This is a genomic window from Mycobacterium sp. NGS39, from assembly GCF_059812765.1.
In genome coordinates this window covers 1-12,389 of the sequence record NZ_JCALDH010000014.1, presented here as the reverse complement: position 1 = coordinate 12,389, position 12,389 = coordinate 1, and the positions used below count along the sequence as shown (strand labels likewise).

11 protein-coding genes and 1 pseudogene are annotated in these 12,389 nt (G+C 67.9%); 6 read left to right on the top strand and 6 right to left on the bottom strand.

All coding sequences use genetic code 11. The features are described from left to right. Nucleotides 1–16 precede the first annotated feature (16 nt). Together folE and ftsH are read right to left on the bottom strand one after the other, a co-directional pair. Nucleotides 17–625 carry a GTP cyclohydrolase I FolE gene (gene folE / locus AC5Y39_RS18290; RefSeq protein WP_500020835.1) on the bottom strand — a complete coding sequence of 203 codons (609 nt, stop codon included), beginning with the start codon at nucleotides 623–625 and terminating at the stop codon, nucleotides 17–19. A 17-nt stretch (nucleotides 626–642) separates the two neighbouring features. Beyond that, entirely contained in the window at nucleotides 643–2,937 is a 2,295-nt protein-coding gene (ftsH, locus tag AC5Y39_RS18285) for an ATP-dependent zinc metalloprotease FtsH (protein ID WP_500020837.1), read from the bottom strand. Nucleotides 2,938–3,178: 241 nt separating this feature from the next. Between ftsH and AC5Y39_RS18280 the strand changes: the two genes are divergently transcribed. The 4 genes and pseudogenes from AC5Y39_RS18280 to AC5Y39_RS18265 all read left to right on the top strand — a co-directional run bounded on the left by AC5Y39_RS18280 (nucleotide 3,179) and on the right by AC5Y39_RS18265 (nucleotide 7,106). Continuing rightward, nucleotides 3,179–4,144 (top strand): alpha/beta fold hydrolase, encoded by a 966-nt coding sequence (locus AC5Y39_RS18280; protein WP_500020839.1) that lies wholly within the window; start codon nucleotides 3,179–3,181, stop codon nucleotides 4,142–4,144. Next, nucleotides 4,144–5,331, top strand: a complete 1,188-nt coding sequence (locus tag AC5Y39_RS18275; protein WP_500020841.1) for an LLM class flavin-dependent oxidoreductase — start codon at nucleotides 4,144–4,146, stop codon at nucleotides 5,329–5,331. The genes AC5Y39_RS18280 and AC5Y39_RS18275 overlap by 1 nt, the downstream gene beginning before the upstream one ends. Next, nucleotides 5,331–6,343 (top strand): annotated as a pseudogene (locus AC5Y39_RS18270) (zinc-binding dehydrogenase). Before AC5Y39_RS18275 ends, AC5Y39_RS18270 begins: the two are co-directional and overlap by 1 nt. Nucleotides 6,344–6,368: 25 nt before the next feature. Further along, entirely contained in the window at nucleotides 6,369–7,106 is a 738-nt protein-coding gene (locus AC5Y39_RS18265; RefSeq protein ID WP_500020842.1) for an SIMPL domain-containing protein, read from the top strand. 10 nt (nucleotides 7,107–7,116) lie between these two features. On the opposite strand, the gene hpt is transcribed toward AC5Y39_RS18265, so the two are convergent. The 4 genes from hpt to dacB form a co-directional block, all read right to left on the bottom strand. Further along, the gene (gene hpt / locus AC5Y39_RS18260) at nucleotides 7,117–7,677 is read right to left on the bottom strand and encodes a hypoxanthine phosphoribosyltransferase (RefSeq protein WP_499907499.1); all 561 of its coding nucleotides are present in this window, start codon (nucleotides 7,675–7,677) and stop codon (nucleotides 7,117–7,119) included. Nucleotides 7,678–7,746: 69 nt separating this feature from the next. Further along, nucleotides 7,747–8,709, bottom strand: coding sequence for a tRNA lysidine(34) synthetase TilS (gene tilS / locus AC5Y39_RS18255; protein WP_500020844.1), 963 nt, complete (start codon nucleotides 8,707–8,709; stop codon nucleotides 7,747–7,749). Beyond that, on the bottom strand, nucleotides 8,688–9,785 hold the full coding sequence (locus AC5Y39_RS18250) for a zinc-dependent metalloprotease (RefSeq protein ID WP_500020846.1): 1,098 nt from the start codon (nucleotides 9,783–9,785) through the stop codon (nucleotides 8,688–8,690). The genes tilS and AC5Y39_RS18250 overlap by 22 nt, the downstream gene beginning before the upstream one ends. Next, nucleotides 9,773–11,170 carry a D-alanyl-D-alanine carboxypeptidase/D-alanyl-D-alanine endopeptidase gene (dacB, locus tag AC5Y39_RS18245; protein ID WP_500020848.1) on the bottom strand — a complete coding sequence of 466 codons (1,398 nt, stop codon included), beginning with the start codon at nucleotides 11,168–11,170 and terminating at the stop codon, nucleotides 9,773–9,775. The genes AC5Y39_RS18250 and dacB overlap by 13 nt, the downstream gene beginning before the upstream one ends. A 64-nt stretch (nucleotides 11,171–11,234) precedes the next feature. Here dacB and AC5Y39_RS18240 point away from each other — a divergent pair, with 64 nt between their 5' ends. Beyond that, on the top strand, nucleotides 11,235–11,723 hold the full coding sequence (locus tag AC5Y39_RS18240) for an inorganic diphosphatase (RefSeq protein ID WP_500020850.1): 489 nt from the start codon (nucleotides 11,235–11,237) through the stop codon (nucleotides 11,721–11,723). A 140-nt stretch (nucleotides 11,724–11,863) separates the two neighbouring features. Further along, on the top strand, nucleotides 11,864–12,385 hold the full coding sequence (locus AC5Y39_RS18235) for a 2-oxo-4-hydroxy-4-carboxy-5-ureidoimidazoline decarboxylase (RefSeq protein WP_500020852.1): 522 nt from the start codon (nucleotides 11,864–11,866) through the stop codon (nucleotides 12,383–12,385). Nucleotides 12,386–12,389 lie beyond the last annotated feature (4 nt).

The following is a 12,389-nucleotide window of genomic DNA, read 5'->3' as shown; positions in this document are numbered from 1 at the left end:
TGCACGCGGGTCGCGGTCACTTCCGCAGGATCAAGTCCAGCGCCTCGGCCCGTGACGCGGCGCTGCACTTGAACTGTCCGCGCACCGCGGAAGTGGTTGTCACCGCACCGGGTTTACGCACACCACGCATCGCCATGCAGAGGTGCTCGGCTTCCACGACCACGATCACACCGCGCGGGTTGAGCTTGCGCATCAGCGCGTCGGCGATCTGCCCGGTGAGCCGCTCCTGAACCTGCGGGCGTTTGGCGTACAGGTCGACCACCCGGGCGATCTTCGACAGCCCCGTGATCCGCCCGTCCTCACCCGGGATGTAGCCGACGTGCGCGACGCCGTGAAACGACACCAGGTGGTGCTCGCAGGTGGAGTACATCGGGATCTCTTTGACCAGAACCAGTTCGTCGTGCTGCTCGTCGAAGGTGGTCTCCAGCACGCTGTCCGGGTCGGTGTACAGGCCGGCGAACATTTCGTGGTACGCCCGTGCCACCCGGGCCGGAGTGTCGCGAAGGCCGTGGCGTTCGGGGTCTTCGCCGATCGCGAGAAGCAGCTCGCGGATCGCGGCTTCGGCTCGCTCCCGGTCGAACACAGGCGTGTTGCTGTCCGAGACACGCGCATTCGGCTGGGCCATCAACGCCTCCGTCCTTGTCAGCCGTTGCTCGACGGGCCGGCGCGACCGGGGTCGTCGCCATGCTGCCCGTCGGGTGTACCGCCCTCTGATTGTGGCTGGCCGCGCTGCGGATTCTGTTGCGGGTATGGCCCGTAGCCCTGCGGCGGCGGATACCAGTAGTTCTGCTGCGGCGGCGGCCAGCCCGGGGCTCGCCAGCCGGCGGGTGCACCGTAGTCGGGTTGGGTGGCCGCCGAGTGGGGGTAGCCCGCGCTCGCCGGGGACGGCTGGGGCTGGGCCGGATATCCGTTGCCGCGGTTGCCGTTTCCAGACGCCTCACGTGCCGCCTCGGCCTGCTGGCTGGCCTGGGCGATGGCCTTCTTGAAAGCCGGCTCAGGAACGGGTTTGGGCCACGGCTCGCCGCGCTCCATCGCCAGCTCTCCCGGCGTCTTGATGGGCGGCTTGTCCGACGGAATGCGGCCGCCGAAGTCGTCGAACATGGTCAGCCGCGGCCGCTTCTTCACGTCGGCGAAGATGGCCTCCAACTCGGCCCGATGCAGGGTCTCTTTCTCCAACAGCTCGCCGGCCAGGGTGTCGAGGACGTCGCGGTACTCGGTGAGAATCTCCCACGCCTCGGTGTGTGCGGCCTCGATGAGTTTGCGGATCTCGTCGTCGATGTCGCGGGCGACCTCGTGGGAGTAGTCCGGCTGAGTGCCCATGGTGCGGCCGAGGAACGGGTCGCCGTGCTCGGTGCCGTATCGCACTGCGCCCAGCTTGGCGCTCATCCCGTACTCGGTGACCATCGCCCGGGCGATCTTGGTGGCCTGCTCGATGTCGGACACCGCGCCCGTCGTCGGCTCGCGGAACACCAGCTCCTCGGCGGCACGTCCGCCCATCGCGAACACCAGCCGCGAGATCATCTCCGAGCGCGTCATCAGGCCCTTGTCGTCCTCGGGCACGGCGAGCGCATGCCCGCCGGTGCGGCCGCGGGCCAGGATCGTCACCTTGTAGATCGGGTCGATGTCTGGCATCGCCCACGCCGCCAGGGTGTGACCGCCCTCGTGGTAGGCGGTGATCTTCTTCTCCAGCTCGCTGATCACCCGGCTCTTGCGACGGGGGCCGCCGATCACCCGGTCCACCGCCTCCTCGAGCGCGGCGGCGGTGATCACGGTGCCGTTCTCGCGGGCGGTCAGCAGTGCGGCCTCGTTGATCACGTTGGCCAGATCCGCACCGGACATGCCCACGGTGCGTTTGGCGAGCCCGTCCAGGTCGGCGTCGGGCGCGAGGGGCTTGCCGGCCGCGTGCACACGCAGAATCGCCTTGCGACCGTTGAGGTCGGGGTTGGTGACGGGGATCTGACGGTCGAAGCGGCCGGGCCGCAGCAGCGCCGGATCGAGGATGTCCGGCCGGTTGGTGGCAGCGATCAGGATGACGCCGGTGCGGTCGCCGAAGCCGTCCATCTCGACCAGCAGCTGGTTGAGCGTCTGCTCGCGTTCGTCGTGCCCACCGCCCAGGCCGGCGCCGCGCTGGCGGCCGACCGCGTCGATCTCGTCGACGAAGATGATGCAGGGGCTGTTCTGCTTGGCCTGTTCGAACAGGTCGCGGACCCGCGACGCGCCGACGCCGACGAACATCTCGACGAAGTCGGAGCCGGAAATCGTGAAGAACGGCACACCGGCCTCGCCTGCGACGGCGCGCGCGAGCAGCGTCTTGCCGGTGCCGGGCGGTCCGTACAGCAGCACGCCCTTGGGAATCTTGGCGCCCAGCGCCTGATACCTGCCGGGGTTCTGCAGGAAGTCCTTGATCTCGTACAGCTCCTCGACGGCCTCGTCGACGCCGGCCACGTCGGCGAACGTGGTCTTGGGCATGTCCTTGGTGAGCAGCTTGGCCCTGGACTTGCCGAACCCGAAGCCCATCCGGCTGCCGCCCTGCATGCGGGAGAACATCACGAACAGGCCGACGAGAAGAAGCAAGGGCAGCAGGTAGATCAGCAGCGAGCCGAGCATGCTGCCCTGGTTCACGACGGTGTTGACTTTGGCGTTCTTGCCGTTGAGCTGGTCGAACAGCGTCGCGGCGTAGCCGGTGGGGAACTTGGTGATGATCTTGTCGGCGCCGCCGGTGGCCTGATTGCCGTTCTTCAGTGTCAGGCGCAGCTGCTGTTCGCGGTCGTCGATCTGGGCGTTCTTGACGTTGTCGGAGTGGATCTGGGCGACGGCAACCGACGTCTCGACGGGCTTGTAACCGCGGGTGTCGTCGCTGAAGTAGAAGAACGACCAGCCCAGCAACAGCACCACGGCGATCACCGTGAGCGTGCGGATCACGTTTTTGCGGTTCATCGTCTGTATCGGCCGGCGATCGGGTGCGTGGGCCAGGTCCTTCCGAAGCGTCTCAAGAGTTAGTTCAGGCTACCGCTAGACCAACGAATGAATGTTCCCGACGGGTTCTGCGGTTGGCGCCGTCGAGGCTGCGTCCAGATCGCGAATCCGCCGAAAACGGCGATCTGAGCGCAGTCTCGACGGGCCAGGGCGTGCACATCGGACCCTTCACCGCGCGGGCTTCCTGTGCTTGGGTGAGACCGTGGTCACCTCAACCCAGCGGTTAGTTGAGACGAACCGGGTAGCGCTGCGGGTGGTGGAGGCAGGAGAAGCCGACGCCCCGCTGGTGGTTTTGGCTCACGGCTTTCCCGAACTCGCCTATTCGTGGCGGCACCAGATCCCGGCACTTGTCGACGCCGGCTATCGCGTGCTCGCACCCGATCAACGCGGTTACGGCGGCTCGTCGCGGCCCGAGGCGATCGAGGACTACAACATCGTCGCGCTGTGCGGCGACATCGCGGGGCTGCTCGACGAGGCCGGCGCCGAACGCGCCGTGATCGTGGGCCACGACTGGGGCGCGATGGTGGCGTGGACGTTCCCGCTGCTGCACCCGGACCGAGTGGCCGGCGTGGTGGGGCTGAGCGTGCCGCCGGTGCCGCGCTCGAAGAAGCCGCCCGTCGAGACCTGGCGAGAGATGTTCGGCGAGAACTTCTTCTACATCCTCTACTTCCAAGAGCCGGGCGTCGCTGATGCGAACCTGGGCCGCGACGTCGAAGAGACCATGCTGCGGGTGTTCGGCGGGCCGCGATCCCCCGATGACACCGACGCGGCCGCGCGCATGCTGGCGCCAGGTCCTGAAGGCTGGGTGGAGCGGCTGCCCAAGCCGACTGCACTGGCCGACTGGATGACTCACGACGAGTTCGACCACTACGTCGAGGAATTCCGTCGTACGGGGTTCACCGGCGGACTCAACTGGTATCGCAACTTCGACCGCAACTGGCACTTGACCGCCAACCCCCCTGCGACCACCATCACCGTGCCGTCGCTGTTCATCACCGGCGCAAAAGATCCTGTCCGCTTCTTCACCCGGTCCGACCGCGCGCGTGAGGTGGTGACCGGCGACTACCAAGAGATCGTGGTCGACGGCGCGGGTCACTGGATACAGCAGGAACGGCCAGCCGAAATCAACGACGCGCTGCTGAAGTTCTTGTCCGGATTGGAGTTGTGATGCAGGGCCCGCTCAACTTCGGCGTGTTCATCACGCCGTTTCATCCCATCGGCCAATCGCCAACTGTCGCACTGGAGTACGACATGGAACGGGTGGTGGCGCTGGATCGGCTGGGCTTCGACGAGGTCTGGTTCGGCGAGCACCATTCCGGCGGTTACGAACTCATCTCCTGCCCGGAAGTTTTCATCGCCGCCGCCGCCGAACGCACAAAGCACATCAAACTCGGCACCGGCGTGGTCTCGCTGCCCTACCACCACCCGCTGATGGTGGCCGACCGGTGGGTCCTGCTAGACCATTTGACCCGCGGCAGAACGATATTCGGCACGGGGCCGGGCGCTCTGCCGTCCGACGCGTACATGATGGGCATCGACCCCGTGGAACAGCGTCGGATGATGCAAGAGTCGCTCGAGGCCATCCTCGCCCTGTTCCGGGCTGCACCCGGCGAGCGGGTCGACAGGCACTCCGACTGGTTCACCCTGCGCGACGCCCAGCTGCACATCCGGCCGTATACCTGGCCGTATCCCGAAATCTCCACGGCAGCAATGATTTCCCCATCGGGGCCGCGGCTGGCGGGTCAGCTCGGCACGTCACTGCTGTCACTGTCGATGTCGGTGCCGGGCGGCTACGCGGCCATCGAGGACGCGTGGGCCCTGGTGGCCGATCAAGCAGAGAAGGCCGGCCGCGACGAACCCGACCGGCGCGGCTGGCGGGTACTGGGGATCATGCATCTGGCCGACACCCGCGAGCAGGCTCTGGACGACTGCACATACGGACTCGAAGACTTCGTCAACTACTTCGGTGCCGCCGGATTCGTGCCGCTGGCCGAAAGCGTCGAGGGCGCGCGCAGCTCGCGCGAGTTCGTCGAGGAGTACGCGGCCAAGGGCAGCGGCTGCATCGGCACACCCGACGACGCGATCGCCTACATCGAGGATCTGCTGGACCGCTCGGGAGGATTCGGCACATTCTTGATGCTCGGTCACGACTGGGCGTCACCGCAGGCGACCCACCACTGCTACGAGCTGTTCGCACGCAAGGTGATTCCGCACTTCAAAGGTCAGCTCGAAGCGCCGCGCGCGTCGCACGAGTGGGCCAAAGGCATGCGCGACAAGCTGTTCGGCCGCGCAGGTGAGGCGATCGCCAAGGCGATCGGCGAACACGCCGGCGAAATGGAAAGCCAGAAGACCTGATGCGCGCCGCGGTACTGCACGACGGCGCGATGGTGTGCCGCGACGACGTCGCCGATCCGGTTCCGGGTCCGGGCCAAGTGCTGGTCGACGTTGTGGCGTGCGGAATATGCGGGTCTGACTTGCACTTCGCCAAGCACGGCCGCGAGCTGCTCGGCCTCACCGGCCAAGTGCGTGGCCTGCCGGTGGAGGGCAACGTCGACCTGTCCCGCGACGTCTACATGGGCCACGAATTCTCGGCCGAAGTGCTCGAGGCCGGACCACAGACGAAGGCGCCGCCCGTTGGCACAGTTGTCACGTCACTGCCGGTTCTGCTGTCGCACAACACAATCGAGCCGATAGTGTTCAGCAACTCCGTCATGGTGGATACGCCGAACGCATGCTGCTGTCGGCGCCGTTGCTGTTGTCGGTGCCCAACGGCCTCGATCCCCGCCACGCCGCTCTCACGGAGCCGCTGTCCGTCGGCTTGCACGCGGTGAACAAGTCCGGCGTGCAGCCGGGTGAGGCCGTCCTTGTGGTGGGCTGCGGACCCGTCGGCGTGGCCGTCGTCGCCGCACTGAAACACCGGGGAGTTGAAAACATCACCGCAGCGGACTTCTCGCCCAGACGACGGGAATTGGCCGAAACCATGGGCGCGCACCAGACCGTCGACCCCGCGCAGGAGTCGCCGTACGACGCGGTCACACCCGCGGTGATCTTCGAAGCCGTCGGCATGCCGGGCATCCTCGACGAGGTGCTGCGCATGGCGCCGATGAACAGTCGCGTGGTGTCGGTCGGAATGTGCATGCAGCCCGATCCCATCCGGCCGGCCTTCGCGTCGATGAAGGAACTCAGCTTGCAATTCGTGTTCGGGCAGACGCCCGACGAATTCGCCGCCACGCTGCGCGCGATCGCCGAGGGCGAAATCGACGTCGCGCCGCTGATCACAGGCTTCGTGGGTCTCGACGACGTGGCTTCGGCGTTCGACGAGCTGGCATCTCCGAACGAGCATTGCAAGATTCTCATCACTCCGTAACGCGTCGGACCGTAAGGTGCCAGCTATGCCGATGACCGCAAAGATGCTGCTGCGCAACGGGATAGTGTCGCTGGCCGCCGCGCTCGCGATGGCCGGGATCACGGCGTGCGACAGCGATGCCGGCGATTCGCCGCCCGGCGCCAGCCCGAACAGCAGGCAGGTCACCGTCGTAGGCGCCGGAAAGGTGCAGGGCACGCCGGACACGCTGACCGTCAACGCGTCGATCGAGGCCACCGCACCGGACGTCACCGCGGCCTTGAACCAGACCAGCGACCGCACCCGCGCCGTCGTGGACGCGCTGGTGAACAACGCGAAGGTGGACCGCAAGGACATCGCCACCACATCGGTCAACCTGCAACCTCAATACGGGCCTGATCCGTCGGTGATCACCGGATACCGGGCCAGCAACTCGATCCAGGTGAAGATCCGCGACATCGCGGCGGCGTCGCAAACGCTGGCGCTGATCGTCAGCACCGGAGGGGACGCAACCCGGATCAACGGGGTCAGCTATTCGATCGACGACGACTCCCAGCTGGTGAAGGACGCGCGGGCGCGGGCGTTCAACGACGCTAAGGCACGCGCCGAGCAGTATGCGCAGCTGTCGGGAGTGAAGCTGGGCAACGTGATCTCGATCTCGGAGACGAGCGGGGCCACGCCGCCGACACCCACGCCGATGCCGCGTGCCATGGCCGAACCCGTGGCGCTGGAACCGGGCCAGCAGACGGTCAGCTTCTCGGTGACGGTGATCTGGCAGCTGATCTGACCCGGCGCGGCTAGAGCTCGTAGACGCGGGGATCCAGCGTCCCGATGTACGGCAGGTCGCGGTAGCGCTCGGCGTAGTCCAGCCCGTAGCCGACGACGAACTCGTTGGGGATGTCGAAGCCGACGAAGTCGATCTGCACGTCGGAGCGCACCGCATCTGGCTTGCGCAGCAGGGTGCACACACTCAGCGAGCGAGGATGCCGCGCAGCGAGGTTGCGCAGCAGCCACGACAGCGTCAGCCCGGAGTCCACGATGTCCTCGACGATCAGCACGTCGCGGTCCTGGATGTCGCGGTCGAGGTCCTTGAGAATGCGGACCACCCCCGACGACGACGTCGCCGAGCCGTACGAGCTGACGGCCATGAACTCCAGCTGCGTGGGCAGCGGGATCGCCCGCGCGAGGTCGGTGACGAACATGACCGCGCCTTTGAGCACGGTCACCAGCAGCAGATCGTCGCCGCCCTCGCCGATCAGGCCGCGATAGCGCTCCGCGATGGCGGCACCCAGCTCGGCCGTGCGGGTATGAATCTGAGTTTCGGTGAGCAACACCGACTTGATGTCGCCCGGATACATGTCGGCTGCCGCTTGCGCTGCCACGCCATCAGGGTGCCATGCCCGCCTCGCGGCGACCACCGCAGTCCGTCACACGGGTTCGCGGTGTAGCCGCAGCCGGCCGTCGCGGCGCGCCGCCACCAGGCGCTGACTGCGCAGCGCTGAACCGACGGCCACCCCGCCCTGCCCGCGCCAATTCACCACGAGTTCGTCGACCCGCCGGATCTGGTTGTCCGTGAGGTCGGTGGCCCCGCCGGCCAACAGCCACCCGCGAATCACCCGGCGCCGCAGGGCATCCGGAAGACCGATCAGCCGCCTGACATCCAGTCCCTGCTCAGTCACCAGCGCCGCGAGCTCGGCGTCGGCCAGGTCGTCGAGCACGTCGCAGTCTTCGCGCAGCGCCGCCGCAGTGCGAGCCAGCGCCTCAGCTACCCCGCCGCCGAGCACCTGCTCCAACAGCGGCAGCACGTCCAGACGCAACCGCGTACGGGTGTAGGACCGGTCGGTGTTGTGCGGATCGTGCCACGGTCGCAGCCCGAGTTCGTCGCACGCGGTATGGGTGACCGACCGCCGCAGGCCCAGCAGCGGCCGGCACCACGGTGGTTGATACGGCCGCATGCCGGCCAGCGATCGCGGCCCGGAGCCGCGGCCGAGTCCCAGCAACACCGTCTCGGCCTGGTCGTCCAATGTGTGGCCGAGCAGTACCGGCGCCCCCTGGCTGGCTTCCTGCAGAGCCGCGTAGCGCGCCGCGCGGGCCGCGCCTTCCGGACCGCCGCGCCGTCCCACCGCAACCGTCAGCACCTGCGCGTGCGCACAGCCCAGCTCCAGCGCCTGGGCCTTGGCCGTGTCGGCCACCGCCGCAGAGTCCTGCTGCAAACCGTGGTCGACGATCAGGGCCGTCGTCGGTCGCAGCGTCGCCGCCACGGCTGTCAGCGCCAGCGAGTCAGGGCCGCCGGAAAGCGCTACGCACCAAGGGGTTTCGTCGAGCGGATAACGTTTCGCGAAATCCGCTACCGCGTTACGCAGCGCGGCTACAGCACCCGATCGATCCATCGCTGTGGCTCGTCGATCTCGTCGGGCAGCGGCAAGGTGTCCGGTCCCGACCAGATCGCGTTGAACCGTTCCATGCCGACCCGGGACACCACGGCGTCGACGAACGCCTTACCGCGGGTGTACTGACTGATCTTCGCGTCGAAGCCCAGCAGCGCCCGGATCAGCCGCTGCAGCGGCGGCTGGCGGCGCCGTCGGCGGTCGTCGAAGCGGGACCGGATCGTCGCCACCGACGGAACCACCGCCGGACCGACCGCGTCCATCACATGGTCGGCGTGGCCCTCGAGCAGCGTGCCCAGCACCAGCAGTTGGTCCAGCGCCCGGCGCTGGGGCTCGGACTGCAACGCCCGCAGCACCCCGATGATGCCGTCGGAGTTCGGCTCGGCCGGTGTGCCGGCCCGACGGCCACGCACGTAATCGGCGAGCCGCCCCAGCACGGCGCTCACGTCGTCGCCGGCCTCCTCGGTGATCAGCGACAGCGCTGACGACATGTAGTCGGCCAGCCACGGGTTCGCGGTGAACTGCACCCGGTGCGTCACCTCGTGCAGGCACACCCATAGCCTGAAATCGCTTGGCACCACCCGTAATTGGCGCTCGACGGCGATGATGTTCGGGTAGATCAGCAGCAGCTTGCCGCTCTGGGCGCCGCCTGTTTCGCTTCCGTTGACCGGTTCGTCGGCGAACGGATCGTACTGGCCGAGGATCCCGGAGGCGACGAACGCCAACACCGCGCCGGTCTGCGCGCCGGTGATCCGCCCACGCAACAGCCCGCTGGGCTTGTCGGTACCGCCCGTCATCACCCGCATCGAACCTGCGGCCAGCCGGACCCAGTGCGGCCGGTCGACGATCAGCGCGTCGGGCACGTCGCCGCCGGGTGCCAAGCCGGTGACATCGCGCACCGGCACCTCGGCACGCCGCGACGACTCGGCCAGCTCGTCGACGATCTGACGCTGCGTGTAGCCGCTCGCGGGCGGCCCCGGCCGAGCCAGCCATGCCCCGGTGGTGGCCGCGAAGTCCCAGTCGACGACGCGGCCGACGGTCAGCTTGTGGTCCGGCCGGGTGGACGTCACGATCCGCATCCGCAGCTGCGTAGCGTCGCCGCCACCGCGTCGATGGCGGTGCGCCCGGTGGGGCCGGCATTGTTGGACATCAACGCGAATGTCAGTACCCGGCCGCTTTGGTCGGTGACGATGCCGGCGAGCGTGTTGGTTCCGGTCAGCGAGCCGGTCTTGGCCCGCAGCCAGCCGGCTGCGTCGGCGGTCTGGTCGTCGATGTAGCGGTCGGACAGCGTGCCGCTGCCGCCGGCGATGGGCAGCACGTCCAGCAGCGGGCGCATACCGGGCTGCAGGGGGCCGGCGGCAGTGCCGATCACGTCGTCGAGGGTTTTCGCGGTAAGCCGGTCGTCGGCCGAGAGCCCGCTGCCGTCCATCAGCCTGGCCCCCGTCAGGTCGACACCGGCCGATGCGAGCCGGCTGGTGACGGCCTCCACCGCGCCGGCGAAACTGGCCGGCCGACCCGTCGCGACCGCGACCTCCCGGGCGATGCATTCGGCCATCACGTTGTCGGAGTGGTTCATCATCTCGTTGAGCCGGTCGATCAGTGGAGCCGACTGTACGGCCGCGATCTGCCGGGTGTCGCGCGCCGGAACCGTGGCCAACGTGACGGCCTGCGGGTCGACGTTCAGCGCAAGCGCCAGCGCCCGGCCGGCATCGAGCGCCGGGGTGAAGGACCGCACGGATTCCGGGGTCAGCGGCTGGGTGCGCCCGCCGTCGACCATCACGGCCTCGATGGGAGCGACGTCGCCGCCGAGGATGTCGGCGGGATCCCAGCCGGGAGCAAGCGAGGGCCCGCTGAACGCGCTGATGTCCACCTGGATCGCGCTCACCTTGATCCCGCTGGCCCGCACCTGCGTAGCCAAGTCGGAGATGCGAGCAGCGTTGCGGTACAGAGTTTCTTGGCCGGGCGGTGCCGACGACAGCGTCGGGTCGCCGCCGCCGACGAGCGCCACGACGCCGGGCTCACGGGTCTGGTCGGGTGCAACCACGGCCGTGGTTTGGCGCGCCTCGCGGTCGAGGGTCAGCAACGCGGCTCCGGCGGTCAGCAGCTTGTTGGTGGAGGCCGGGATCATCGGAGTGGTCGCACCCTGCTGCCACAGCTCGGTGCCGGTCTGCGCGTCGGTGACACGACCGGTGAACGTGCCGAGGTCGGGGTTGGCCAGCGGCTGCTTCAACGCGGCAGCCAAGCCGGCCGGGGTGGGCATGGGCGCGACGTCTGACACCGGCTGCACCGCCGGGTTGGCGGTCACGGCCGGTGGGGTGGCCGCCACCGCCGTCGCGCTGCGGCTGGATCCGCCAGTGCCCAGGACCGCAGCCACGGCGACCACCACCACCACCGTCACCAGCACGGCCGCGGCAATCAGCAGATGGAGGCCCCTTCTACTACGGGACGACCGCGCCGGACGCATGTAGTGCAGAGTAGCCCTTGGCTATGGTTATCCCCCGACGTCCGAAACGAAGGGAGCCCCGCGCGTGGAGTTCGATGTGACCATCGAGATCCCGAAGGGTCAGCGCAACAAATACGAGGTGGACCACGAGACGGGGCGGGTGCGCCTCGACCGCTACCTATACACGTCGATGGCTTATCCGACGGACTACGGCTTCATCGAGGACACGCTGGGCGAGGACGGCGATCCGCTGGACGCGCTGGTGTTGCTGCCGCAGTCGGTGTTTCCCGGCGTGATCGTCGAGGCGAGGCCCGTGGGGATGTTCCGGATGACCGACGAGGCCGGCGGCGACGACAAAGTGTTGTGCGTGCCGGCCGGTGACGGCCGCTGGGACCACATCAAGGACATCGGCGACGTGCCGTCATACGAACTCGAGGCGATCAAGCACTTCTTCGTCCACTACAAGGATCTGGAGCCGGGCAAGTACGTCAAGGCGGCCGACTGGGTGGGGCGCGAGGACGCCGAGGCCGAAGTGCAGCGGTCGCTGGAGCGGTTCCGCACCGACGGGCACTGATCTTCCCTTCCGCCGGTGCTGCTGCAACCGCCGCGTTAAAGCCTGTTACACGCAAGTCAATTCTCGCGGTTTCCCGTGGCGAGCGGCCTTCGCCGGAGCCGATCATTGGCGGTGACAGCCGCCGGTGAAGGGATTCAAAGATGTTGTTGCATCAGGGAATCGGCCTCGAGGCGTTCAACGAACTGCCTACGCAGAAAGCCGTGCACGCGCTGTACGAGTGCTGCGGCAGCGTGGTGTTGGCCCGCGACCTCGCCGACGGTCGTCCCTACCGGAGCCGCGACGAATTGTTCCGCCGCGCCGACGCTTTGCTCTTCGCGCTGTCTGAGCAGTCGGTGGACATGATTCTGCAGGCCTATCCACACATCGGCCGACGGCCGCGGAGCACGAAGTCGCATGCCGAGCAATGTTCGGTCTGGGATCCGCGGCCCGAGGTGATGGCCGCGCTCGACGATGCGGCACGCCGTTACGCGGACCGGTTCGGGTTCGGCTTCGTGATGTTCGTCGACGGCACCGACGCAGAGGGCGTGCTGGCTGTGATCAACGAGCGGCTGCACCACGAGATAGAGACCGAACGCAAGGTGGTGCGCAACGAGTTGGCCAAGATCAACCGGACCAGGCTGGAGCGCATGCTCGGGCCTGAGGGCGGCTACCAGAACTGGTGACCCC

What these genes read in the sequence shown, in the direction of transcription:
- folE (WP_500020835.1), bottom strand. Translation starts at nt 625, where the DNA reads ATGGCCCAGCCGAATGCGCGTGTCTCGGACAGCAACACGCCTGTGTTC.
- ftsH (WP_500020837.1), bottom strand. Translation starts at nt 2,937, where the DNA reads ATGAACCGCAAAAACGTGATCCGCACGCTCACGGTGATCGCCGTGGTG.
- AC5Y39_RS18275 (WP_500020841.1), top strand. Translation starts at nt 4,144, where the DNA reads ATGCAGGGCCCGCTCAACTTCGGCGTGTTCATCACGCCGTTTCATCCC.
- AC5Y39_RS18265 (WP_500020842.1), top strand. Translation starts at nt 6,369, where the DNA reads ATGCCGATGACCGCAAAGATGCTGCTGCGCAACGGGATAGTGTCGCTG.
- hpt (WP_499907499.1), bottom strand. Translation starts at nt 7,677, where the DNA reads ATGTATCCGGGCGACATCAAGTCGGTGTTGCTCACCGAAACTCAGATT.
- tilS (WP_500020844.1), bottom strand. Translation starts at nt 8,709, where the DNA reads ATGGATCGATCGGGTGCTGTAGCCGCGCTGCGTAACGCGGTAGCGGAT.
- AC5Y39_RS18250 (WP_500020846.1), bottom strand. Translation starts at nt 9,785, where the DNA reads ATGCGGATCGTGACGTCCACCCGGCCGGACCACAAGCTGACCGTCGGC.
- dacB (WP_500020848.1), bottom strand. Translation starts at nt 11,170, where the DNA reads ATGCGTCCGGCGCGGTCGTCCCGTAGTAGAAGGGGCCTCCATCTGCTG.
- AC5Y39_RS18235 (WP_500020852.1), top strand. Translation starts at nt 11,864, where the DNA reads ATGTTGTTGCATCAGGGAATCGGCCTCGAGGCGTTCAACGAACTGCCT.